At 38.6% G+C, this 19,625-nt stretch carries 18 protein-coding genes, 1 tRNA gene and 1 pseudogene; 11 read left to right on the top strand and 9 right to left on the bottom strand.

The features are described 5' to 3' along the window. Nucleotides 1–7: 7 nt before the first annotated feature. Nucleotides 8–876, bottom strand: a pseudogene (locus ANA_RS16765) (hypothetical protein). Between the two features lie 112 nt (nucleotides 877–988). Continuing rightward, nucleotides 989–1,168 (bottom strand): Npun_F0813 family protein, encoded by a 180-nt coding sequence (locus tag ANA_RS26115; protein WP_148279071.1) that lies wholly within the window; start codon nucleotides 1,166–1,168, stop codon nucleotides 989–991. 254 nt (nucleotides 1,169–1,422) lie between these two features. Here ANA_RS26115 and ANA_RS16755 point away from each other — a divergent pair. From ANA_RS16755 to ANA_RS16745, 3 genes are all read left to right on the top strand, one after another. Beyond that, nucleotides 1,423–1,496, top strand: a tRNA-Arg gene (locus ANA_RS16755). 146 nt (nucleotides 1,497–1,642) lie between these two features. After that, a complete protein-coding gene (dxs, locus tag ANA_RS16750) occupies nucleotides 1,643–3,550 on the top strand; it encodes a 1-deoxy-D-xylulose-5-phosphate synthase (protein WP_015081218.1) in 1,908 nt (635 codons plus the stop codon). A 193-nt stretch (nucleotides 3,551–3,743) separates the two neighbouring features. Beyond that, entirely contained in the window at nucleotides 3,744–5,558 is a 1,815-nt protein-coding gene (locus ANA_RS16745; protein WP_015081217.1) for a serine/threonine-protein kinase, read from the top strand. A gap of 256 nt (nucleotides 5,559–5,814) precedes the next feature. Here the strand turns inward: ANA_RS16745 and ANA_RS23690 are convergent, their stop codons facing one another. Both ANA_RS23690 and ANA_RS23685 read right to left on the bottom strand, forming a co-directional pair. After that, the gene (locus ANA_RS23690; RefSeq protein ID WP_371260413.1) at nucleotides 5,815–6,429 is read right to left on the bottom strand and encodes an NB-ARC domain-containing protein; all 615 of its coding nucleotides are present in this window, start codon (nucleotides 6,427–6,429) and stop codon (nucleotides 5,815–5,817) included. A gap of 31 nt (nucleotides 6,430–6,460) precedes the next feature. Next, nucleotides 6,461–6,769: a helix-turn-helix domain-containing protein gene (locus ANA_RS23685; RefSeq protein ID WP_148279069.1), complete on the bottom strand. Its 309-nt coding sequence runs from the start codon at nucleotides 6,767–6,769 to the stop codon at nucleotides 6,461–6,463. A gap of 321 nt (nucleotides 6,770–7,090) precedes the next feature. Between ANA_RS23685 and ANA_RS23680 the strand changes: the two genes are divergently transcribed. Continuing rightward, nucleotides 7,091–8,710: a calcium-binding protein gene (locus tag ANA_RS23680; RefSeq protein ID WP_015081216.1), complete on the top strand. Its 1,620-nt coding sequence runs from the start codon at nucleotides 7,091–7,093 to the stop codon at nucleotides 8,708–8,710. Between the two features lie 526 nt (nucleotides 8,711–9,236). On the opposite strand, the gene ANA_RS16730 is transcribed toward ANA_RS23680, so the two are convergent. Both ANA_RS16730 and ANA_RS16725 read right to left on the bottom strand, forming a co-directional pair. Continuing rightward, a complete protein-coding gene (locus tag ANA_RS16730; RefSeq protein WP_015081215.1) occupies nucleotides 9,237–9,497 on the bottom strand; it encodes a Txe/YoeB family addiction module toxin in 261 nt (86 codons plus the stop codon). Continuing rightward, on the bottom strand, nucleotides 9,490–9,744 hold the full coding sequence (locus ANA_RS16725; RefSeq protein WP_015081214.1) for a type II toxin-antitoxin system Phd/YefM family antitoxin: 255 nt from the start codon (nucleotides 9,742–9,744) through the stop codon (nucleotides 9,490–9,492). The genes ANA_RS16730 and ANA_RS16725 overlap by 8 nt, the downstream gene beginning before the upstream one ends. Nucleotides 9,745–9,920: 176 nt before the next feature. On the opposite strand from ANA_RS16725, the gene ANA_RS16720 reads away from it, so the two are divergent. The 4 genes from ANA_RS16720 (at nucleotide 9,921) to ANA_RS16705 (ending at nucleotide 13,741) form a co-directional block, all read left to right on the top strand. After that, nucleotides 9,921–10,220: a hypothetical protein gene (locus ANA_RS16720; RefSeq protein ID WP_015081213.1), complete on the top strand. Its 300-nt coding sequence runs from the start codon at nucleotides 9,921–9,923 to the stop codon at nucleotides 10,218–10,220. Next, nucleotides 10,217–10,615 carry a toxin-antitoxin system TumE family protein gene (locus tag ANA_RS16715; RefSeq protein ID WP_015081212.1) on the top strand — a complete coding sequence of 133 codons (399 nt, stop codon included), beginning with the start codon at nucleotides 10,217–10,219 and terminating at the stop codon, nucleotides 10,613–10,615. The genes ANA_RS16720 and ANA_RS16715 overlap by 4 nt, the downstream gene beginning before the upstream one ends. A gap of 61 nt (nucleotides 10,616–10,676) precedes the next feature. After that, entirely contained in the window at nucleotides 10,677–11,933 is a 1,257-nt protein-coding gene (locus ANA_RS16710; protein WP_015081211.1) for a glycosyltransferase family 4 protein, read from the top strand. Nucleotides 11,934–13,264: 1,331 nt separating this feature from the next. After that, nucleotides 13,265–13,741, top strand: coding sequence for a DUF1499 domain-containing protein (locus ANA_RS16705; protein WP_015081210.1), 477 nt, complete (start codon nucleotides 13,265–13,267; stop codon nucleotides 13,739–13,741). Between the two features lie 181 nt (nucleotides 13,742–13,922). Here the strand turns inward: ANA_RS16705 and ANA_RS16700 are convergent, their stop codons facing one another. After that, on the bottom strand, nucleotides 13,923–14,582 hold the full coding sequence (locus ANA_RS16700; protein WP_015081209.1) for a rhomboid family intramembrane serine protease: 660 nt from the start codon (nucleotides 14,580–14,582) through the stop codon (nucleotides 13,923–13,925). Between the two features lie 5 nt (nucleotides 14,583–14,587). Between ANA_RS16700 and ANA_RS26680 the strand changes: the two genes are divergently transcribed. Continuing rightward, nucleotides 14,588–14,740 carry a hypothetical protein gene (locus ANA_RS26680; protein WP_158310548.1) on the top strand — a complete coding sequence of 51 codons (153 nt, stop codon included), beginning with the start codon at nucleotides 14,588–14,590 and terminating at the stop codon, nucleotides 14,738–14,740. 150 nt (nucleotides 14,741–14,890) lie between these two features. On the opposite strand, the gene ANA_RS16695 is transcribed toward ANA_RS26680, so the two are convergent. Next, complete coding sequence (locus ANA_RS16695) at nucleotides 14,891–16,237, bottom strand: hormogonium tapered terminus morphoprotein TftA (RefSeq protein ID WP_015081208.1); 1,347 nt, start codon at nucleotides 16,235–16,237, stop codon at nucleotides 14,891–14,893. Between the two features lie 470 nt (nucleotides 16,238–16,707). Beyond that, complete coding sequence (locus tag ANA_RS16690; RefSeq protein WP_015081207.1) at nucleotides 16,708–17,646, bottom strand: serine hydrolase; 939 nt, start codon at nucleotides 17,644–17,646, stop codon at nucleotides 16,708–16,710. A gap of 236 nt (nucleotides 17,647–17,882) precedes the next feature. On the opposite strand from ANA_RS16690, the gene ANA_RS16685 reads away from it, so the two are divergent. Next, entirely contained in the window at nucleotides 17,883–18,569 is a 687-nt protein-coding gene (locus ANA_RS16685; RefSeq protein ID WP_015081206.1) for a C40 family peptidase, read from the top strand. A gap of 41 nt (nucleotides 18,570–18,610) precedes the next feature. After that, nucleotides 18,611–19,585 (top strand): glycosyltransferase family 2 protein, encoded by a 975-nt coding sequence (locus ANA_RS16680; RefSeq protein WP_015081205.1) that lies wholly within the window; start codon nucleotides 18,611–18,613, stop codon nucleotides 19,583–19,585. Nucleotides 19,586–19,625: the final 40 nt, after the last annotated feature.

The raw sequence follows: 19,625 nt of genomic DNA, 5'->3' as shown, positions 1-19,625 counted from the left end.
AAATTTGTTAAGTTCGTTTGCGTCCACGGTCTCGGCCTTTAAGACTCAATGATGCGTCATATTCTAGAACAGCACCCAGACCGAATAACACTCCACTAAACACCCAGAATACTTCTAGTATGTCTCCACTTTGATAATTAGGTCATTGGGCGAATTTAAACCACATATCTGCATATCTGCAATGTAGAGCGAAAATGCGGCTGCGGCAATCATTCGCCAAGACAAGGAGACTTTACGTCCCCAAAAAGCCAGCAGCATAGTTGTGGCAATAATTAATAATGCCACATCGCTAACTATGTAAAACAAGTTGAGAAAAAAGGCTATCTGTTCAGTTGATGTTTGCTCTTTTTGAGCAATCAACCAAGGGAGAAAACTGCCTAATCCGCCAACTGCTGCTACAATTAGCCATTGCCATGGGTCTAGATGAATGCGGCGAGAAAGCAAGGCTAAAGCCATACCAGTCCCTAAACATAAATATGTGAGGACAAAAAATATATCAGCAATAGATACATCTGGCTCTTGTTTTAGGACGATTTCTATATAGCCGAAAACGAGTCCACCTATAAAATAAGCAAACATTCCTAACCCGATTGAGAGCCAGACTTTTCCACTACTAACCATTTGGGTACTCCGCCAGTTCCTCCAGCATAAGAGACTTGCACCCAAATAAGCCACAGCTTCAAAAATATTTGTACCAATTACATACCACTGGGCGCGAACTTCTATTCCTGCTTGCTCTGGGTCAGAGATTTTGGCACTGAACAACAAAAAGTATAACAATGCTAAAACAGCCCAGCTAAAACAGCAAAGAACAAGGTTTTGAGTAGTTAAGTAGGTGGGCTTGAGATCAGATGAGTTGTCGTAAGATTTACTCATAGAGATTAACTATGTAAATGCTCTGAATGTAATATTGTTTACAAAATTGATGAAATAATTGGCATTTACGTACTTGTGTGATAGACAATAGCCAGTTAAAGGCAAGTGCCAGTTAAGAGTTGTTTTTTAACAAATCAATATCCACCTTAACGCCAAAGCTGATGAAGTGGAGATTTTTGTAACCAACTGATAAATAGTTCTTGGTGTCACCAAAGTATGTTTTTCCTAATCTGTGCAGTTCTTCTAAAAAAAGAATTACATGAGTTTCTTGCCAAGCTGGCATTTTACTCATCTGTGACAAATTCGCGGTTAGGAAAGATTTTACTGCATTTGCGGCAGATATATCGGGAAATTGATTTTTCTGTAATACCCCGGTTATCTCTGTGGCAAATAAACGGTTAAAAACATGAGTTTTTTCTGTTCCCTGCGATGCACTGAGCTTGTCGAAGTGTTGCCCGTTCCCTGTTCCCTCTGAATGAAATTAGGAAATTTTTAATTTTCTCTTGCTTATTTAGACAATTTTAGCTATGATTGTGAAGGCTTCATGGGTACGTAGCTCAGTTGGATAGAGCATCCGCCTTCTAAGCGGACGGTCACAGGTTCGAGTCCTGTCGTACCCATTAAAATTGGTATACATAGCTATTAATAACGCGCAAAGGTTATAGTTGTACAACAATAATTAATGACAGTTATATTTTAGAAGCCACCGAAAGTGGGAAAATAAAATTATGCCAAGAGAAGACTTAACAGAGGAAAAGCCGATAATATGCACTTGAGTGAAATTACCCATCCTAACCAGTTGCATGGTTTGTCAATTCGGCAGTTAGAACAAATTGCCCGGCAAATTCGTGAGAAGCACCTACAAACCGTAGCAGCCTTTGGAGGGCATTTGGGTCCGGGTTTGGGCGTTGTCGAATTAACACTGGGGCTTTATCAAACCTTAGATTTAGATCGGGATAAGGTCACATGGGACGTAGGACATCAAGCTTATCCCCACAAATTAATTACCGGACGCTACAGTAATTTCGACACTCTTCGCCAAAAAGACGGCGTTGCAGGTTATCTTAAACGCGGCGAGAACAAATTTGATCATTTTGGGGCAGGACACGCTTCTACAAGTATTTCGGCCGCCCTGGGAATGGCTTTAGCCCGCGACTTAAAAGGGGAAAAATTTAAAACCGTTGCTGTGATTGGTGATGGGGCTTTAACTGGAGGCATGGCGCTAGAAGCGATTAACCACGCGGGACACTTACCCAAAACTAATCTCCTCGTGGTTCTCAATGATAACGAGATGTCCATTTCTCCCAATGTGGGGGCGATTCCTCGTTATCTGAATAAAATGCGTCTGAGTGCGCCGGTGCAGTTTCTCTCAGATGGAATTGAGGAACAGTTAAAACATCTGCCTTTTGTGGGTGAATCGCTTTCCCCAGAACTGGAACGCATCAAAGAAGGTATGAAGCGGTTAGCAGTTCCCAAAGTCGGCGCTGTTTTTGAAGAATTGGGCTTTACCTACATGGGGCCAGTTGATGGCCATAATTTAGAAGAATTAATTGCCACATTCCAACAGGCACATCAAATTACTGGCCCTGTTTTGGTTCACGTAGTGACAACTAAGGGTAAGGGCTATGAACTGGCGGAAAAAGATCAAGTAGGCTACCATGCCCAAACTCCCTTTAATTTAACCACTGGGAAAGCGATTCCTTCCAACAAACCTAAACCCCCCGCTTACGCTAAGGTCTTTTCTCATACTTTAGTGACACTGGCGGCACAAAATCCTAAAATCGTCGGCATCACAGCCGCAATGGCGACTGGTACAGGTTTAGATAAACTACAAGCTAAATTGCCTAACCAGTATATTGATGTGGGTATTGCTGAACAACACGCTATTACCTTGGCTGCCGGTTTAGCCTGTGAAGGTATGCGTCCTGTTGCTGCTATTTACTCTACTTTCTTACAACGTGCCTTTGACCAAATTATTCATGATGTTTGCATTCAAAATCTACCTGTATTCTTCTGTTTAGATCGGGCGGGGATTGTTGGTGCTGATGGTCCGACTCACCAAGGTATGTATGATATCGCTTATCTGCGTTTCATTCCGAATATGGTGGTAATGGCTCCCAAGGATGAGGCGGAATTACAACGGATGGTTGTGACTGGGATTAATTACACTGATGGACCGATTTCGATGCGTTTCCCCCGTGGTAATGGTCACGGTGTCCCCTTAATGGAGGAAGGTTGGGAATCTCTGGAAATCGGGAAGGGGGAAATTCTCCGTCAAGGGGATGATGTGTTAATTGTGGGCTATGGTACAATGGTTTACCCGGCAATGCAAGCAGCGGAAATTCTCAGCGAACATGGGATTGAAGCAACTGTGATTAATGCCCGTTTTGTTAAGCCTTTGGATACTGAGTTGATTTTACCTTTGGCTAAACACATTGGTCGGGTTGTGACTTTGGAAGAAGGTTGTTTAATGGGTGGTTTTGGTTCTGCGGTGGCTGAGGCTTTACTTGATGCTGATATTGTTGTCCCTGTGAAGCGGATTGGTGTTCCTGATATTTTGGTAGATCATGCCACACCGGATCAATCTTTTGCGGAGTTAGGTTTGAGTAGTCCTCAAATTGCGGAAACTGTTTTACAAGCTTTTTTTAAGAAACAGGCTGCTGCTTTGGTCTAGTTGATTTTTTGTCTGAATCAGGATTTACGGGATTTCAGGATTTTTCTGTATCCTGTTTATCCTGGTTCTTAATATTTCCAGAATTATTGACCGCAGATGAACGCAGATAAACGCAGATAAATATGGATGATTATTTTTTTGTGCAGTTTCACATAAAATTTGGTATTAAATATATTGGTAATTTTTCATAATTATGAAGTTGCTAAACAATCGTTATCAGGTTATTCAGGTTTTAGGTGCAGGAGGGTTTGGTGAAACTTTTCTCGCTGAAGATACCTATATGCCTTCCCGTCGTCGTTGTGTGATTAAGCAACTTAAACCTATTAGCAATGACCCCAAAACTTATCAAGTAATTCAACAACGGTTTGAGAGGGAAGCTGCGACGTTGGAGTATTTGGGGGAAGCTAATGACCAAATTCCCCAACTTTATGCTTATTTCTCGGAAAATGGTCTCTTCTATCTGGTGCAAGAATGGGTGCATGGTCACACTTTGACTAATGTGATTAAATCTCAAGGACAATTACAGGAAAATACTGTTAGAGAAATTCTGTTAAGTTTGCTGTCTGTGTTGGATTATGTTCACAGTAAAGGGATTATTCATCGAGATATTAAACCAGATAATATTATTTTGCGGGAGATAGATAATAAACCAGTTTTAATTGATTTCGGTGCGGTTAAAGAAACTATTCGGACTACTATTAATGCTGCTGGACATCCTACTCAGTCTCTAGTGATTGGGACTCCTGGTTTTATGCCTAGTGAACAAGCTATTGGTCGTCCGGTTTATGCTACTGATATTTATAGTTTGGGTTTAACGGCTATTTATTTACTTACGGGTAAATATCCTCAAGAATTAGAAACTCATCCTCACACGGGACAGGTTATTTGGCAACAATTCGCTGGGGGGATTTCTCCCCAATTAGTAATGCTACTAACTCAAGCAATTGAACCACGTCCAGGCGATCGCTTTACTACTGCGAATAAAATGTTATATGCTTTAAAATCTGACACTTCTATTCCCTCACAAGTTTATCATATTAATCAAACAGCAGCAACAATTCATCTCACTCCTGCCGCACTAAATCAACCTATATCTTCACTCTCTCAAAATCCCGTGGTTAAAACTGGGAATAATCAGCAAATTTGGCAAAAACCAGCGGTGATTATTGGTAGCGTTATGATGGGAAGTTTAATTGGTGCAATGGCTATTTCTAGCATAAACCGACCACAAACCACAAATTCCATTGTCACTAATTCCAATATCACAGAAACACCAACCCCAACCCCAACACCAACATCAATCCTAACACCAACACCAATACCAACAACTGTAAATACTCCCATTTCTGAAGCAACTGTATCTCCTACTCCTTCAATATTACCTGAACCCACAGAGACAATTCCTGAAAATACTCCTACTCCTTCCATAGAATCAACTCCACAACCAGAAATAAAAAATGAACAGGAACAAACGTCTGTAGTTCCTACTACAGAACCGACTTTAACTATCAAAGAAACATTAAAGAAAAAAAGACAGGAAAAACGTGATCAAGTAGCTACTAATATTAGGGAAACTGTCCCAGCATTTCCTACAGGTACATCAAGAAGTAGTGTAGAAGAAACGCTAGGTAAACCAAAGAAAGATTTAAGAGGATTATGGGGAAATACCCGCGCTGTTACTTATAAAGTTGTTCCTAAGAAAATTGATTTAGGCTACTTATTTGATAAGAAAACTGGAACGCTAAAACAAACAGAAGCAGCTTTTGCATCATCAGTAGAACCTGAAGTTATGCAGACAACTCTCAATGGTTTATTGAATGGAGAAGCTACAGCAGAAATTAAACAAGGACTGCAACAAGTTCAACAACGACAAACAGATAATTTTACTTTTAGTAAGGGTGGGGTAAAAGGTCAAATAGTTCGACAAAGTTGTGATTTTATCTATATTAGTATTTGGGATGCTGATTTACATGATTTTGTGAATCCAGCAGATGCAAAACAGTGTTAGAGGAATAGGAGTGAGAATGAACTTTATCACCAAAAGTCTGAAAAGAGGCAATTTCATTAAGAGGATGTTTGAAAAGTATCAGAATTAATCGAGATCCCCCCAACCCCCCTTACAAAGGGGGGCTAAATTCCTCAAAGTCCCCCTTTTCAAGGGGGATTTAGGGGGATCTGCGGGTGTCAGATCCCACACGAAAAAGTTTTCAAACAACCTCTAATACATATAATCGTAAATTTGTCCAGTATATAAGTTCTCTCTATTATGTATTCCGTTCTAAAAACTTACCAATATCCCCATTATATAAATGAATTATAGAAACAATCATTTGTTTAACTTTCAAAGGATTATTATTACAGAAATTACAGAAATCATCCTTTTCTTGATCAGTTCCCCATAGTGGTTGTGATTCTATCAGAGACAAGGCTATTTCTGAGGAATTAGACAACTTTAAACACCTTACTGATGATAGCCAATATTCTAAAAAAGTGAATTCTGGATATTGTTCTCGACAGGTGAAAATCACACAACTTTGATGATTTGTTTCAGCAATTATTTTGATGAATTGCATATATTTTAGATGATCAATATCTACATGATCCAAAATAATCAGACAACGATGGGTACGCAAATAATAGATAATTTGATTAATATTCAGTTTGTTTTCTTTGTGATGGGAGAACAAAGATAGCAAGTCAGTCATCATACTATCAAAACATGGAACTGTCGGTACTGAACGCCAAAAAACGTAATCAAATTGATTCTGAATTTGTTTTGCTAGTTGAGTAGCTAAGGTTGTTTTCCCAACTCCACCTATACCGAATAATCCTAGTAAGCGACAACCATCTTGTAAAATCCATGACTGCAATTGTGTCAGTTCTTGGCTATATCCGTAAAATGCTGAAATATCAATTGCAGTTCCCCAGTCTGGGAATTGATTTAAATTTGGTTTTTTTTTGCGTATTTGTGCGTATGCGGGGGGGGGGAAATATTACTTCAGCACTGGTAGTAATTTCTCGCCAATCTAGATTTAATCGCCGACATAGTTCTTCAAAGCTTGTATAACTAACAGGTTTACCAGTCAGGAAATTACTAATTGTAGCTAAGGACAATCCGGTATCATAAGCTAAAGCCCTTTGGCTGGGGTAGCCATTAACTCCAAGTGCCATATTAACCTGTTGAATACGGTCATTGCTTACCTTAAGTGACTTTGACATAATGTTAAATAATTTACGTCAAGACGGTAATAATTCACTTGTTCAGGCAGATTTGACTAAATTCAGATGTTTTGATTGATATATTCTCATAATCAGTGCGTCATGTAAATCTATCTTTAGATAGATGACATGGTTGTTTTGTTTTTTGATGTCAAAATTAGCTCTCAAGTCAGATGAAGTCAGATGAAGTCAGTGTTTCTCAGTACGGAAGTCAGTACAGCGTTGGGTAGATTGAATATATGCTAATTCAACTAATTAGCACCCCATGGAAATATCACGAAAACAATATCTTTTTCTGGAACTAAACAAGGAGAATCTCAAATGGCTAGATATGGAAGCAATGGAAATGATGATTTATCTGTTGAGGGATACTGGACTAACCCATGGTGGGCACCTTGGGGAGTTTGGAATTGGGCTTATGATAACCAGCTATACGGATTGGCAGGAAACGACTTTCTCAAAGGCGCATATAATGCCGACTTGATAGATGGTGGGGATGGCAATGACACCATCTGGGCATGGCAAGGAAATGATACTCTTTATGGTGGTAACGGTAATGACAATATTGATGCTGGTCAAGACCACGATTTAGTCTATGGCGGAAGTGGTAATGACACTATTTACGGCGATCGCAACAGTTGGATTGATCGAGGAAATGGTAACGATACTCTTTATGGAGAGTCTGGAAATGACTACCTTGATGGTGGGGAGGGTAATGACTATCTTAATGGTGGAACTGACAATGATACTCTGATTGGTTTTTGGGGTAATGATACTCTTTATGGTATGGAAGGTAATGATTATCTTGATGGTGGAGACGGCGATGATGTCATAGATGGTGATTCATGGTATTGGGTTTCTGGGTCTGCCAGAGATACTATTTATGGTGGATCTGGCAATGACAAAATTTGGGGTGGTGAAGACAACGACTTCATAGATAGCGGATCTGGAAATGACACTGTAGACGGTGAAAGTGGTGATGATACCATCTGGGCATGGCAAGGAAATGATACTCTTTATGGTGGTGACGGTAATGACAATATTGATGCTGGTCAAGACCACGATTTAGTTTATGGCGGAAGTGGTAATGACACTATTTACGGCGATCGCAACGATTGGATTGATAAAGGAAATGGCAATGACACTATTTACGGCGAAAGTGGCAATGATGTTATATATGGTGGTGCCAGTAATGATGTTATAGATGGTGATGCTTCGTATACAGTCTATGGCTCTGCGAGAGATACTATCTATGGTGAATCTGGCAATGACTATATTTGGGGTGGTGAAGACAACGACTCCATTTATGGTGGGTCTGGAAATGACACCATAATTGGTGAATCTGGCAATGACTATCTAAATGGTGGTAAGGGAGCAAATACAATATACGGTGGAGATGGAAACGACGTTTTTGCTGCGGTACAATTTGATGGTCAGAGAGATATTTTTAATGGTGGTGAAGGTGTAGATACATTTTTTGTGGGAGTTTCAGGGGATAGCAACGATTTAGATACTGCTAGTAAGGTCTTGTCTTATACAGGACAAATTACCTCAATAGTGGGTACTGTAGTTGGTGTTATCAACCCTCTGACTGGGGCTGTGATAGGTGCTTTGGGCGGTGCATTCGGTCTAGGATCTTCAATATTACAAGACCTTAAACCAGCTATTGGAGGTTGGAATGATGTTGTGATCATTGATGATTTCCAGCCACAGAAAGATATATTGGTTATACCGAAAGGTTTTAATTGGACTGAGAATCGTAATCTAGGAACGAACATAGATAACGTATATTATCAAGGAATAAACATCAAACAACAGAATCAAGCTGGTGGGGAGGATTCTTTAGTTTTCCTGGATATTGCCGGGTACAACTCACAACATAATTACAGTTTGCAACTACTTAGTCAAACTGATAGTTCTTGGTTTTACACTGTGGCGTGATCATAATGCGGTGTATTTAAGGCTATTTATCAACTTTCCCGTCAAGCAGCACCGTCAACCCAATGAAAGCCAGTAGGTTGGGTTGAGGAACAAAACCCAACATTTTGCCCCATTTACAACATTTTGGCGCATTTGTTGGGTTTTCCCACGTTAAGCCCAACCTACCACTACCAAAGGAGAATGGCTTATTGATTTGGCTAACAAACCCGCCATGAAATGAATTTCATGGCTAATAGCCAAAGTTTACTAAAGTAAACTATAAATTGATGGTTATTTCTAGTCATCTTCAGATGACTTTTGCTATGAGACGGGGAATTAATTCCCCGTCGGGTAATAGGTTTTACGTTAAGTTGACACTTATGAATCTCTTGCTTTACCCCTACTATCCTACTTTTATGTTAGAATAATCAAATAGATTCTATTGCATCCGACCGATAACCGCTATATGGTATTTATTGCCTCGAATAGTGTATAGTCAAGAAAAAATTCACTAATTGCTAATAGCTACAGTATTGTTAGTGCAAAATTAATAATGATATCGGCAAGAAATAATAGTTACATAGACATCATCAACAGCATAAACCAAACGATTTGTATCATCAATTCGCCGTGACCAAAATCCGGCTAAATTTTCCTTGAGAGGCTCTGGTTTACCAATACCCTCAAAAGGCATCCGCATCGTTTCCTCAATCAACTTATTGATTCTTTTGAGAGTCTTTTGATCTTGCCCTTGCCAGTAAAGATAATTACCCCAAGCCTCATCAGTCCAAGCCAACATTCTACTCATTTAACAAATCTCGCTGCACCACCTTCCCCTGCTTAAATTGAGCAATGGAACGTTCTAAATGGGCTGCATTTGCCGGAGACTTCAATAAATGCACAGTCTCCATGAGACTATTAAAAAACTCCAGGGACATCACCACCGTATCATCAGCATCCCGTCTAGTGATAATTGTATAGTCGGCATCTGCCGTCACCTGGTCTAAAACCGTTTTCAGACTATTTCTGGCCTCGCTAAAAGAGATAATTTTCATTGGCGGAGAACCTGTACTGTTTATTGTACAAGTATAGCAGGTTTGGGCAAATTGTACAATCCCTAGACGTTTATGTAGTATTTTGTCTTCCTAAAAGAGCCGCACCCATATATGATATTTATTACCGGGAATAGTGTATAATCAAGAAAAAATTCACTAAAAACATATATATAATTATGAATACATTAGAAAAATTAGAACTGTTGAGTGAAAACTGTAGCGACAACACAGAATTAGATAGAATTATTGGACAACTTTTAAATGTAATTTTAACCCGTTATCGTCAAAAACTCGCTATGTATAACTTAGATATAGATAAATTTCAGAAAAAATATCAACTAACTTCTGAAAAATTTTTAGAACAATTTAACTCAGGAAATTTAGGAGATGAAATGGATTTTTTTGAGTGGTTCGGCTTATGGGAACTACGCAAAGATATTTTAAAAAAAATCCATAAATTAGAACAAGCTTTATGAAAAATGTTAGAAATGCCGATGACTATTTGGCATGGATAAAATCTGTAATTGCACTTTGTCCAGAAGTCGTAAATGTAACGATTATTCGAGAAGAATCACAAACTGATAAAGGACTATGGCGTTATCGTCTGACATTAAAAGATGGTAGCTTTTTAGAAATGTTTGAATTCTTGCAAATAGCATCAGGACAAGTAGAAATAATTAAATATAGTTTCCATTGGCAACCTGAAAATAGAGAACTAATAAAACGTTGGGATAACGCACCCCATCATCCGAAAATTTCAACTTACCCCCATCATGTACATGATGGTTCTGAAGATTCCGTTTTTCCGTATTTATCTGTTGATATTGAAGCAATTTTCAGACAAATTTCTGAACATATAAAATCTCAATAAGTTGTCATTAACATAATGCTAAAATAATTTCATCAGGAATTATACCCCAAATCAAGCAACTATGACTAAAAAACCCAAACGCATTTTATTCTTACATCCCAATTTTCCCGCCCAATTTCGCCACCTCGCCACAGCTTTAGCAAAAGATGATAATTATCAAATAGTATTTACTACCAATCGTCAAGAAGGAACAATACCAGGTGTACATAAAGTTATTTATGAACCTTCCCGTCAAACTGCACCCCAAACTCATCATTATGTCCGCAATTTAGAAAATGCCGTTCTCACCGGACAAGCTGTATATCGAATCGCAGAAAACCTGAAAGCACAGGGTTTTATTCCAGATATAATTTATGGTCATTCTGGTTGGGGTCCAACATTATTTATGAAAGAAGTTTTTCCCAAAGCAGAATTATTATGTTTCTTTGAATGGTTTTATCATCCTCGCGGTTCTGATGCTGATTTTGATCCCAATGAACCATTAAATGCAGATGATTTATGTCGAATTCGTGTAAAAAACGCCCCGATTTTAATTGATTTATATAATTGCGATAGAGGTCTTACTCCCACTAATTGGCAACATCAACAATTTCCCCCAGAATATCATAGTAAAATTAATGTTTGTCACGATGGGATAGATACTAATTTTTTTCAACCTCAGCCAGATGCTAAATTAGTTTTACCCCGCATTAATCTTGACCTTTCCCATGTCTCAGAATTAGTCACCTATGTAGGCAGAGGAATGGAACCTTATCGGGGTTTTCCTCAGTTTATGGAAGCAGTGGCATTAATTCAACAACAACGACCAAATTGCCATATTGTAGTTGTGGGAGAAGATAGAGTAGCCTATGGTAAACAGCTTCCTGATGGTAAAACCTATAAACAATTAATGTTAGCAAAACTGGATTTAGATTTATCCAGATTACACTTTACTGGTAGATTACCTTATCATGAATATCTCCAAGTCTTACAAGCATCTTCAGCCCATATTTATTTAACCCGTCCCTTTGTTTTATCCTGGTCAATGATGGAAGCAATGTCAACAGGATGTTTGTTAATAGCTGCTAATACTCCACCAGTTTTAGAAGTAATTAAAGATGGTAAAAATGGACTTTTAGTAGATTTCTTTTCTCCTGAACAAATTGCAGATAAAGTCAACAAAGTGTTAGATAACTTCCAAGATATGAAAGCTATTCGTGCAGCCGCAAGAAAGACTATAGTAAATAATTATGATTTAGCAAAATTATTACCACAGCATTTAGATTGGTTGTTAGGGAAGAAAACCGCTGTTAAGTCTTATGGGTTTGCAAAAATATAAAAAATAAAATAAATACCCTCATACTTTGACAAACTAACCCCGCAGATATTAAAAAATGTATTCTGCGTTGGTTAAGTAATATTAGGAAAACTGTTGAGTTGATGTGATATGTAAGGGTAAAGCAAAAGCTTAATGGTGTCAACTTAACGCAAAATCTTCATCCCGCAAGGAACTCAAGTTCCTTGCTAATAGCGAAAGTCATCTAAAAGATGACTAAATACTAGGAAAATTCATTAGTCCGTTTTAACGGACTTGAGCTATGAGACAGGGAATTTATTCCCTGGCGGGTGTGGAAGCCAAACAACCCACATTCAGCATGAGTAAATATACTCAAAATATTTTTCCCAGCAGGTTATTTTGTCAAAAAAAGAATTTCATAAAACAGCTAAAACCCAATCATAATAACCAGTTCATGCTTTTTGCTATCTAGGTCGGTATTCAATGAATTTAATCTCAAACCAACTAATTTATTGACATTATTCTCAATAAACTTGATTCGAGCTTTAAATATATCGGCGATGGCTACGCCGCGCCGAAGGCATCGCTCTAATATAGAATTGCGTGTCATTGTCTGAAAGCCTTGTTATCATTGGGTTATGGATAATTCCGAAAATTCAAAAAACACCTGCGGAATGTGGGAAACAAATAAGCCATCTGTAACCTAAGTTGACACCAATGAGTAGTGCTAAACCCCTACCATATATCGAAGTTAAAGTGATTCATATTGACTTCATATCACTAAAATTAATAACGTTGAAAGGTTACTAATCACTTATTTGTCAATTTGTCAATAGTAAATTTTTACTATCGCTCAAATTAGATCATTTCTGAGCAAATTTATGGCTAAAATTTTTGTAAAGTTTTGTATTAGCCGGGGAAATTAATTTCTGAAACTACTGTCAATAAAGGGTTTGAGACTAACATCTTCTGAAAAATCCAAAATTGACAATAGTAGGCCAATTATGAAATTCTCTGAAATTATAGCAAATCGCGGAAAGTATTGCAACCTCGTTGATAAATAGAAAAGATTCTCAATTAATTATTAAGGAAATCTAAAGACAAATTGCTAAAAGTTATAAATATCAAAAGTATTATTGATTTTCTATAACTCAAGCTTATCATACAGCCATAAGAATTGAGAATAAATAGAATCTGGAATTAAACTACAAGCATATTATTTCATGATGGTAAGCGAAAGGCTACCCATTTACCCGAATGCAGTATAAGTACATTGGTACTTTCCCCAGCGACTATATGCGCCCGATTCAGACAATAATATATCAAAAGCTGATAATATATCTTAAATCACAGAATATAGCAATCAACTGATTATGTCCAATTTAACAACTATCTCCCGACTACGGAATATTATTTTCTCGATATTTCTAACTCTGATCATTAGTTGCATAGTTCCTGCAACTGCTTCGGCTTCTGACTTGGGAATTGAATCAGGTTCTCTTCGTCCTTGTCCAACTTCCCCTAACTGTGTTGTCAGTCAAAATGCTGATGCTAAACACGCTATTGCACCAATCACTTATGATGTAACACGAGATAAAGCTAGAAAAACCTTACTCAAAGTTCTCACGGTTGTTCCCCGCACCACAGTTATAGAACAAACAGATAATTATATTCATGCGATTTCTAAAAGTCGCATTTTCAAATTCGTTGATGATGTAGAATTTTATTTTCCTAGCAATGATTCAGTTATTCATATTCGTTCTTCTTCTCGTGTGGGAGATTCTGATTTTGGTGTCAACCGCACTCGCTTAGAGCAAATTCGTTTAGCTTTACGAGATTTGAATATTTAATATGAAAATTGTCAGAATATTGTCAGAAATGGCTAACGCCACGCTTCGCTATCAGGATGTCCAGGATTTAAGGATTAACAGGATGAAAATAAGGATTTAATCACCAATCACCAATCACCAATCACCAATCACCAATCACCAATCACCAATCACCAATCACCAATCACCAATCACCAATTCCCTATTCCCTATTCACCAGTGCAAAAATACTCCCGACGACAAAACCTCCAAGATGCGCCCAATAAGCGACTCCTCCCATTTCTACACTCATATTAGCTGCTGCTTGGAGACTAGCAAAACCAGAAATGAGATTTTGCACAAAGAAAATACCAATAATTACTAATGCCGGAACATTAATTGTGGTGATAAAAAAACCTAAAAAGATTAAAGTGGTAATTCTTGCTTGAGGAAACCAGATTAAATATGCACCTAAAACTCCAGAAATTGCCCCACTTGCTCCCAAGGAAGGAACAGCAGAGTACATACCAATAAACCATTGACATAGAGCAGCTATAGCCCCACAGGTTAAATAAAACAATAGATATTTAAAATGTCCTAAGCGGTCTTCAATATTGTTACCAAATACCCACAAATAGACCATATTGGATATTAAGTGCCACCAACCTCCATGCAAAAATTGTGATGTAAATAAGGTTGTCCACTCTCGACTCCAGTTAATGCTTAATTCTTGCGGTATTACCGCATACAATTGAAAAAATTGTTCTAGTTGTAGACTTGACAAGCTTATTTCATGGAGAAAAACTAGGACATTCATGCCAATTAACCCATAGGTAAAATATGGAGTAATTCGGGTGGGGTTGTCATCGTAGAGGGGAAACACAAATATTGTTCCAAATCATCATTAATAGAACTATAACAGGAGTCAGGAGTCAGGAGTCAGGAGTCAGGAGTTCAGAAGTATGGCTAACGCCACGCTTCGCTATCAGGAGTATGGCTAACGCCACGCTTCGCTATCAGGAGTTCAAGAATGAAGAATGAAGAATGAAGAATGAAGAATGAAGAAAATTTTCCTCCTATGGGAATCATAAATGATATTTAAAAAATTTTAAGTAGGTAGGCAATGCCCACCCTAGGTATATTTCAAAAATCAAATATTATTCCTATGTTTCCTGTTTCCCCGTTCCCTAATTACAAAAGATTTGCTGATTCATAGAGTCTTCTGAGAATAGCTGTAATTTTAATTCCGTAGTCTAAATCAGCAGACCAGCGCCCTGACAATTGATGAACTGACGACGCAACTCCTCTAGTCACAAAGCGAAATCTAGGATCTACTTCTTGTTGGACTAAAGGTTCTAAACTGGCATAGGCTTTTAAATGTTGAATATGCGCTCTGACACCAATTCTGGCGCTGGGAAATGATGCTCCTTCCGCACCACCACCAACTGCACCCAAACCGGCAAAGTTATTTTGCTGGGATTTAATGTCAGTACCAAACCGTAAAAATCCAGTTTCTAAACACATTTGACAAAAAGCAATATCATGATTTATGCCTTCAATTGTTGCTTCTTCTCGATATAGTTTAGGAAGATCAGGAAACTGTGTAATGGCGGTTTCATTATTGGTTTTTAGAAATAGTTGTAGCTGTACTTCTGATGTATTACCATTGGAGATAAGTTGCTCAATTTGTCCAGGACAAACTGTTGAAATTGAGCGTAATTTTACTGTGCGCGTGGCACTATCCCAATCAATAGAAATATGAGAGTCTCGAAGTTCTACAGCTTTAATATACACTATTTGGCGATAGGTAATTCGGCGTAAATTAGCTAATTTGGAAATATCAATCCGTAACCGATCTACTAAATCAATTGGGATGTAAGCATTCCCATTAATTAATACTCCTTGTTCAGCGTAATTTTGTCCATTAATATTGATATTAATGCTAGAATAATTTTCGGTCGTTGGTTGCTGAGGATCATTTGCTTGATTCCAAGTAGTCAGTCCTTCGGCAATTCCGATGGCAAAATCACGACGACGACTTTGTAATAAAGCCCGATCTTCAGGACTGCTTAAAAACCCGACTTGTAGTAATAAAGCTCCAATCACAGTTTGACGACAAAATTGTAAATTACCCAAGCCACTATCTGTATCTGGTTTCACTCCGCGATTTGGTAATTGGGGGACACGACGCAAAAGTGCCATTAATACCATTTCGGCATTTTGTTTGCGTTGGTCATTTTTGGCAATATAAAATGCACTTGCTCCCCGCACCGATGGACTATTAGCAGCATTGGCTTGAATTTCTAGCGCTACATCCTTGGTATTAGCACGAGCATTAATCCAAGCGATGGTTTGAGCCGCACTCAAATCATCAGGAACAGCTAAAACTTCTACGTTACGGGTGCGGAGTTCTGTCACCACTAAATCTCGCAAAAGAATCATTTCCTTTGCTTCCGTTGTGCCACCAGCGATCGCACCGGGGTCATTTTTACCCGCTTCTGTGCCACCATGTGCCGCAGAAATAAAAATCCGCCCCATTTTTACCTATTTCCGTTGCTAAGTCTCAGCAATTGCAATTCTTTGACACTCTCAGGGAGCCAAGCCACTGAGATTCTACTGACAGAATTAGATTAAGGGTTTAGCCCAATCCCATCTCGCTGCGACCGCCAAACGCCGCCTAGACGCTCAAAACAACTGCCAATCAAGGTGTTGAAATTGCGCTTACTTTTATTGTTTTCAATGTTTTCAGAATCCATCACTAAGCCAAGACTCGGTAAGCTCCACACCCTGCCATTACTCGCTCTTTTAAGTCATACTGCCGTTAGGACTTGAACCTAACCGTTGTTTCTTATGAGCCGGGATTGCTCCGTACTAGGATGCTTCAACACATAGATGTTTTTTGTTCTTACTCACAATTTAATTCTAACATACCACAGGGATTAAAATCCCTCGTGTCGCTTATATCTCAGGGAGCCAAGCCGCGCTCGTTTTACGCTTACCGGATGCTCTTATAAATTAGCGATCGCTTCTGCAATTCTTCCAGACACAAAAGGTAAAATTTCCCGACTCTTAGCTTGCGCTTTCCCTTCCGTAAACACCACCAACAGATAAGGACGTTGATCTGGTAATTCAATATAAGCCGCATCATGGCGGACTGTGCTTGTCCAACCTGCTTTTGACCAGATTTGACTATTTTGAGGTAATCCACCGCCTAAGAAGCCTGTAACCTGGTCTTCTTCCACATCTTGGGGTAAGTCATCAGGGTTAATATTACGTTTGATTAAATTCATCATAGATTGCGATCGCTCACTAGAAACCGTCACCCCACCCACGATACTATGTAATAATCTCGCAGTGGCATCCGTCGTCACCATATTCCGATTTTCAAACATCTCCCCATAAAAAGCCCTTTCCCGGCCATAGGGACCATCACCCCAAGTTTTTTGACAGACATTAATTGCTTGCATTTCCTCCCACCCCAAGGACTGGTAATACCGATTAATAATATTGCGTTGATATTTCCAAGTTTCAAAAGGACCAGGACTTAACAGCGGACCAGAAGTAGTCCCACTGATGATATCCACAATTAAACTGGTAGCATCATTACTAGAATCAACGATCATATCCGTCAAAGCCCGGTTTAATTCTCCCGAAGGTTGACTCATACCTTTTTCTAGCCATTCTTGTACCACCACCAGATAAAATAACTTCACCACACTGGCCGGATAAATCCGTTCTCCTCCCCGATAGCTAAAACCCCGCACCGGATGTTCCCAAAAAGCGTTAGGAGTCAGCGCACCACCTGTATTAACTGGTGCGGGAGGATCATAGACAACCCAAGTCAAAGCAATTTGATTTGCTGCTAAAGTGGGAAACTCTGCCCAAGTTGCCTCTACAATTTGATTACCGATATTTTCTAGTTGTTGATCTTGATTAAAAAAAACCATTTGTGAATAATGTCCTTATGGTATTCAGAGTCTAGTTTCTAGCTTCATTCTATCATTACCTGTATAATTGCTGAGGTATGAAATCTAATTAAACTCATTTTAGGTAATTTAATATGATATTTGATTTAACAAAACTTAATCAAACTTGCAATCCTCATAAAACTCTTGATCAACAAAATGACGAATTACACATTGCATAGACTTTCAAAACATCTTTTAAATTATTTCCCCAAAAAATGAGTAATCTAAAATTAGCACAATATCAATGTTTAACTAACTTGAATCTCTATGATTCTCCTGAATGTATAAGTTTATCCACCCAAGCCGCAACAGGACGACATTTACGAATAACATCAAATCATCAAGATACAGCAGTTGAAGTTTGTTTATGTGAAGATGATTATCCCGGATGGTTATCACTTGAAGATTTGCAGTTTCTCCAACCCGCAGAAACAGTATATCAACCCCAATTCATCTCAACCGCAGAAATTCAACAACACATACCCACAGTTATCGCTTTTACCCAAGCAGCAAAAGCACAAGACAATTATTATCTTTGGGGTGGCACAGTTGCACCTAATTATGACTGTTCTGGTTTAATGCAAGCAGCATTTAAATCTGTAGGAGTTTGGCTACCAAGAGACGCTTATCAACAAGAAGCTTTTACCCAAACAATTGATATTAAAGAATTACAACCAGGGGATTTAATCTTTTTTGGCACTCCTCAAAAAGCCACCCACGTAGGCTTATATTTGGGTAATAATTGCTATATTCACAGTTCAGGAAAAGATCAAGGACGCAACGGTATTGGTATTGACCAACTTTCAGAACAAGGGAATAAAGTTAGTCAGGCTTATTATCAACAATTACGCGGTGCTGGTAGAGTTATGAAAAGTTACTCCCCAGATCCCCGACTTCTTTAAGAAGTCGGGGATCTATTTCCCTTTCAAATCAGTTATTAGCAATGACCAATTACCAATTACCAATTTTAGATGTATCCGTAGTTGTTCCTATTAAAGATGAGGTCGAAAGTTTACCCTTATTACTAGAAGCCATTTCTACGACTCTCACCGCTAGTGAATTAAATTATGAAATTATTTGTGTAGATGATGGTTCTAGTGATGGTACAGCAGAATTTCTCAAGGAACAAGCCCAAACGCGCACTGATTTAAAAGCGATCATTCTGCGACGTAACTATGGACAAACTGCGGCTATGTCTGCGGGTTTTAATTATGCTACAGCTAAAGTAATTGTGACTTTAGACGCTGATTTGCAAAATGACCCCGCTGATATTCCCATGTTATTAGCAAAGCTGGATGAAGGTTATGATTTAGTTAGTGGTTGGCGGCAAAATCGTCAAGATGGGGCATTAAATCGGTTGCTTCCTTCTAAAATCGCCAATTGGTTAATTCGTCGGGCTACAAGCGTCTATATTCATGATTATGGTTGTTCTTTGAAAGCTTATCGATCCGAATTGGTTGCAGATATGAATCTTTATGGAGAACTACACCGCTTTTTACCTGCATTGGCATATATTGAAGGGGCGAGAATTACAGAAGTACCTGTCCGTCATCATGCGCGGCGGTTTGGACAAAGTAAGTATGGCATATCGCGGACGTTCCGGGTATTAATGGATTTATTAACTATTCTGTTTATGAAGAAGTTTCTCACCCGTCCCATGCACGTTTTTGGGCTATTAGGCTTAATTTCTATGGTTTCTGGGGGAGGAATAGGTATATATTTGACTGTTATCAAATTGGCTTTTCATGTAGATATTGGTAGCCGTCCTTTATTGATTTTGGCAGTGTTGCTGTTAGTAACAGGAGTACAGCTATTTTGCTTCGGCCTTTTGGCAGAATTACTGATGCGGACTTATCATGAATCTCAAGGACGACCAATCTATCGGGTGCGGGAAGTTGTGGCGAAAAATGTTAAGTAACGTAACAATAGAGAAATAATACTTTTTGCATTATTGCATC

It is taken from the genome of Anabaena sp. 90 (genome assembly GCF_000312705.1).
In the GTDB taxonomy this organism is placed as follows: domain Bacteria; phylum Cyanobacteriota; class Cyanobacteriia; order Cyanobacteriales; family Nostocaceae; genus Dolichospermum; species Dolichospermum lemmermannii.
This window is presented reverse-complemented; position numbering and strand designations above follow the sequence as displayed.

Bases quoted from the DNA above. Each gene is read 5' to 3' on its own strand.
- ANA_RS16730 (WP_015081215.1), bottom strand. From the start codon at position 9,497: ATGAGTAGAATGTTGGCTTGGACTGATGAGGCTTGGGGTAATTATCTT.
- ANA_RS23680 (WP_015081216.1), top strand. From the start codon at position 7,091: ATGGCTAGATATGGAAGCAATGGAAATGATGATTTATCTGTTGAGGGA.
- ANA_RS26115 (WP_148279071.1), bottom strand. From the start codon at position 1,168: ATGAGTAAAATGCCAGCTTGGCAAGAAACTCATGTAATTCTTTTTTTA.
- ANA_RS16720 (WP_015081213.1), top strand. From the start codon at position 9,921: ATGAATACATTAGAAAAATTAGAACTGTTGAGTGAAAACTGTAGCGAC.
- ANA_RS16725 (WP_015081214.1), bottom strand. From the start codon at position 9,744: ATGAAAATTATCTCTTTTAGCGAGGCCAGAAATAGTCTGAAAACGGTT.
- ANA_RS16705 (WP_015081210.1), top strand. From the start codon at position 13,265: ATGTCCAATTTAACAACTATCTCCCGACTACGGAATATTATTTTCTCG.
- ANA_RS16690 (WP_015081207.1), bottom strand. From the start codon at position 17,646: ATGGTTTTTTTTAATCAAGATCAACAACTAGAAAATATCGGTAATCAA.
- ANA_RS23685 (WP_148279069.1), bottom strand. From the start codon at position 6,769: ATGTCAAAGTCACTTAAGGTAAGCAATGACCGTATTCAACAGGTTAAT.
- dxs (WP_015081218.1), top strand. From the start codon at position 1,643: ATGCACTTGAGTGAAATTACCCATCCTAACCAGTTGCATGGTTTGTCA.
- ANA_RS16685 (WP_015081206.1), top strand. From the start codon at position 17,883: ATGAGTAATCTAAAATTAGCACAATATCAATGTTTAACTAACTTGAAT.
- ANA_RS16745 (WP_015081217.1), top strand. From the start codon at position 3,744: ATGAAGTTGCTAAACAATCGTTATCAGGTTATTCAGGTTTTAGGTGCA.
- ANA_RS16710 (WP_015081211.1), top strand. From the start codon at position 10,677: ATGACTAAAAAACCCAAACGCATTTTATTCTTACATCCCAATTTTCCC.
- ANA_RS16695 (WP_015081208.1), bottom strand. From the start codon at position 16,237: ATGGGGCGGATTTTTATTTCTGCGGCACATGGTGGCACAGAAGCGGGT.
- ANA_RS16715 (WP_015081212.1), top strand. From the start codon at position 10,217: ATGAAAAATGTTAGAAATGCCGATGACTATTTGGCATGGATAAAATCT.
- ANA_RS16680 (WP_015081205.1), top strand. From the start codon at position 18,611: ATGACCAATTACCAATTACCAATTTTAGATGTATCCGTAGTTGTTCCT.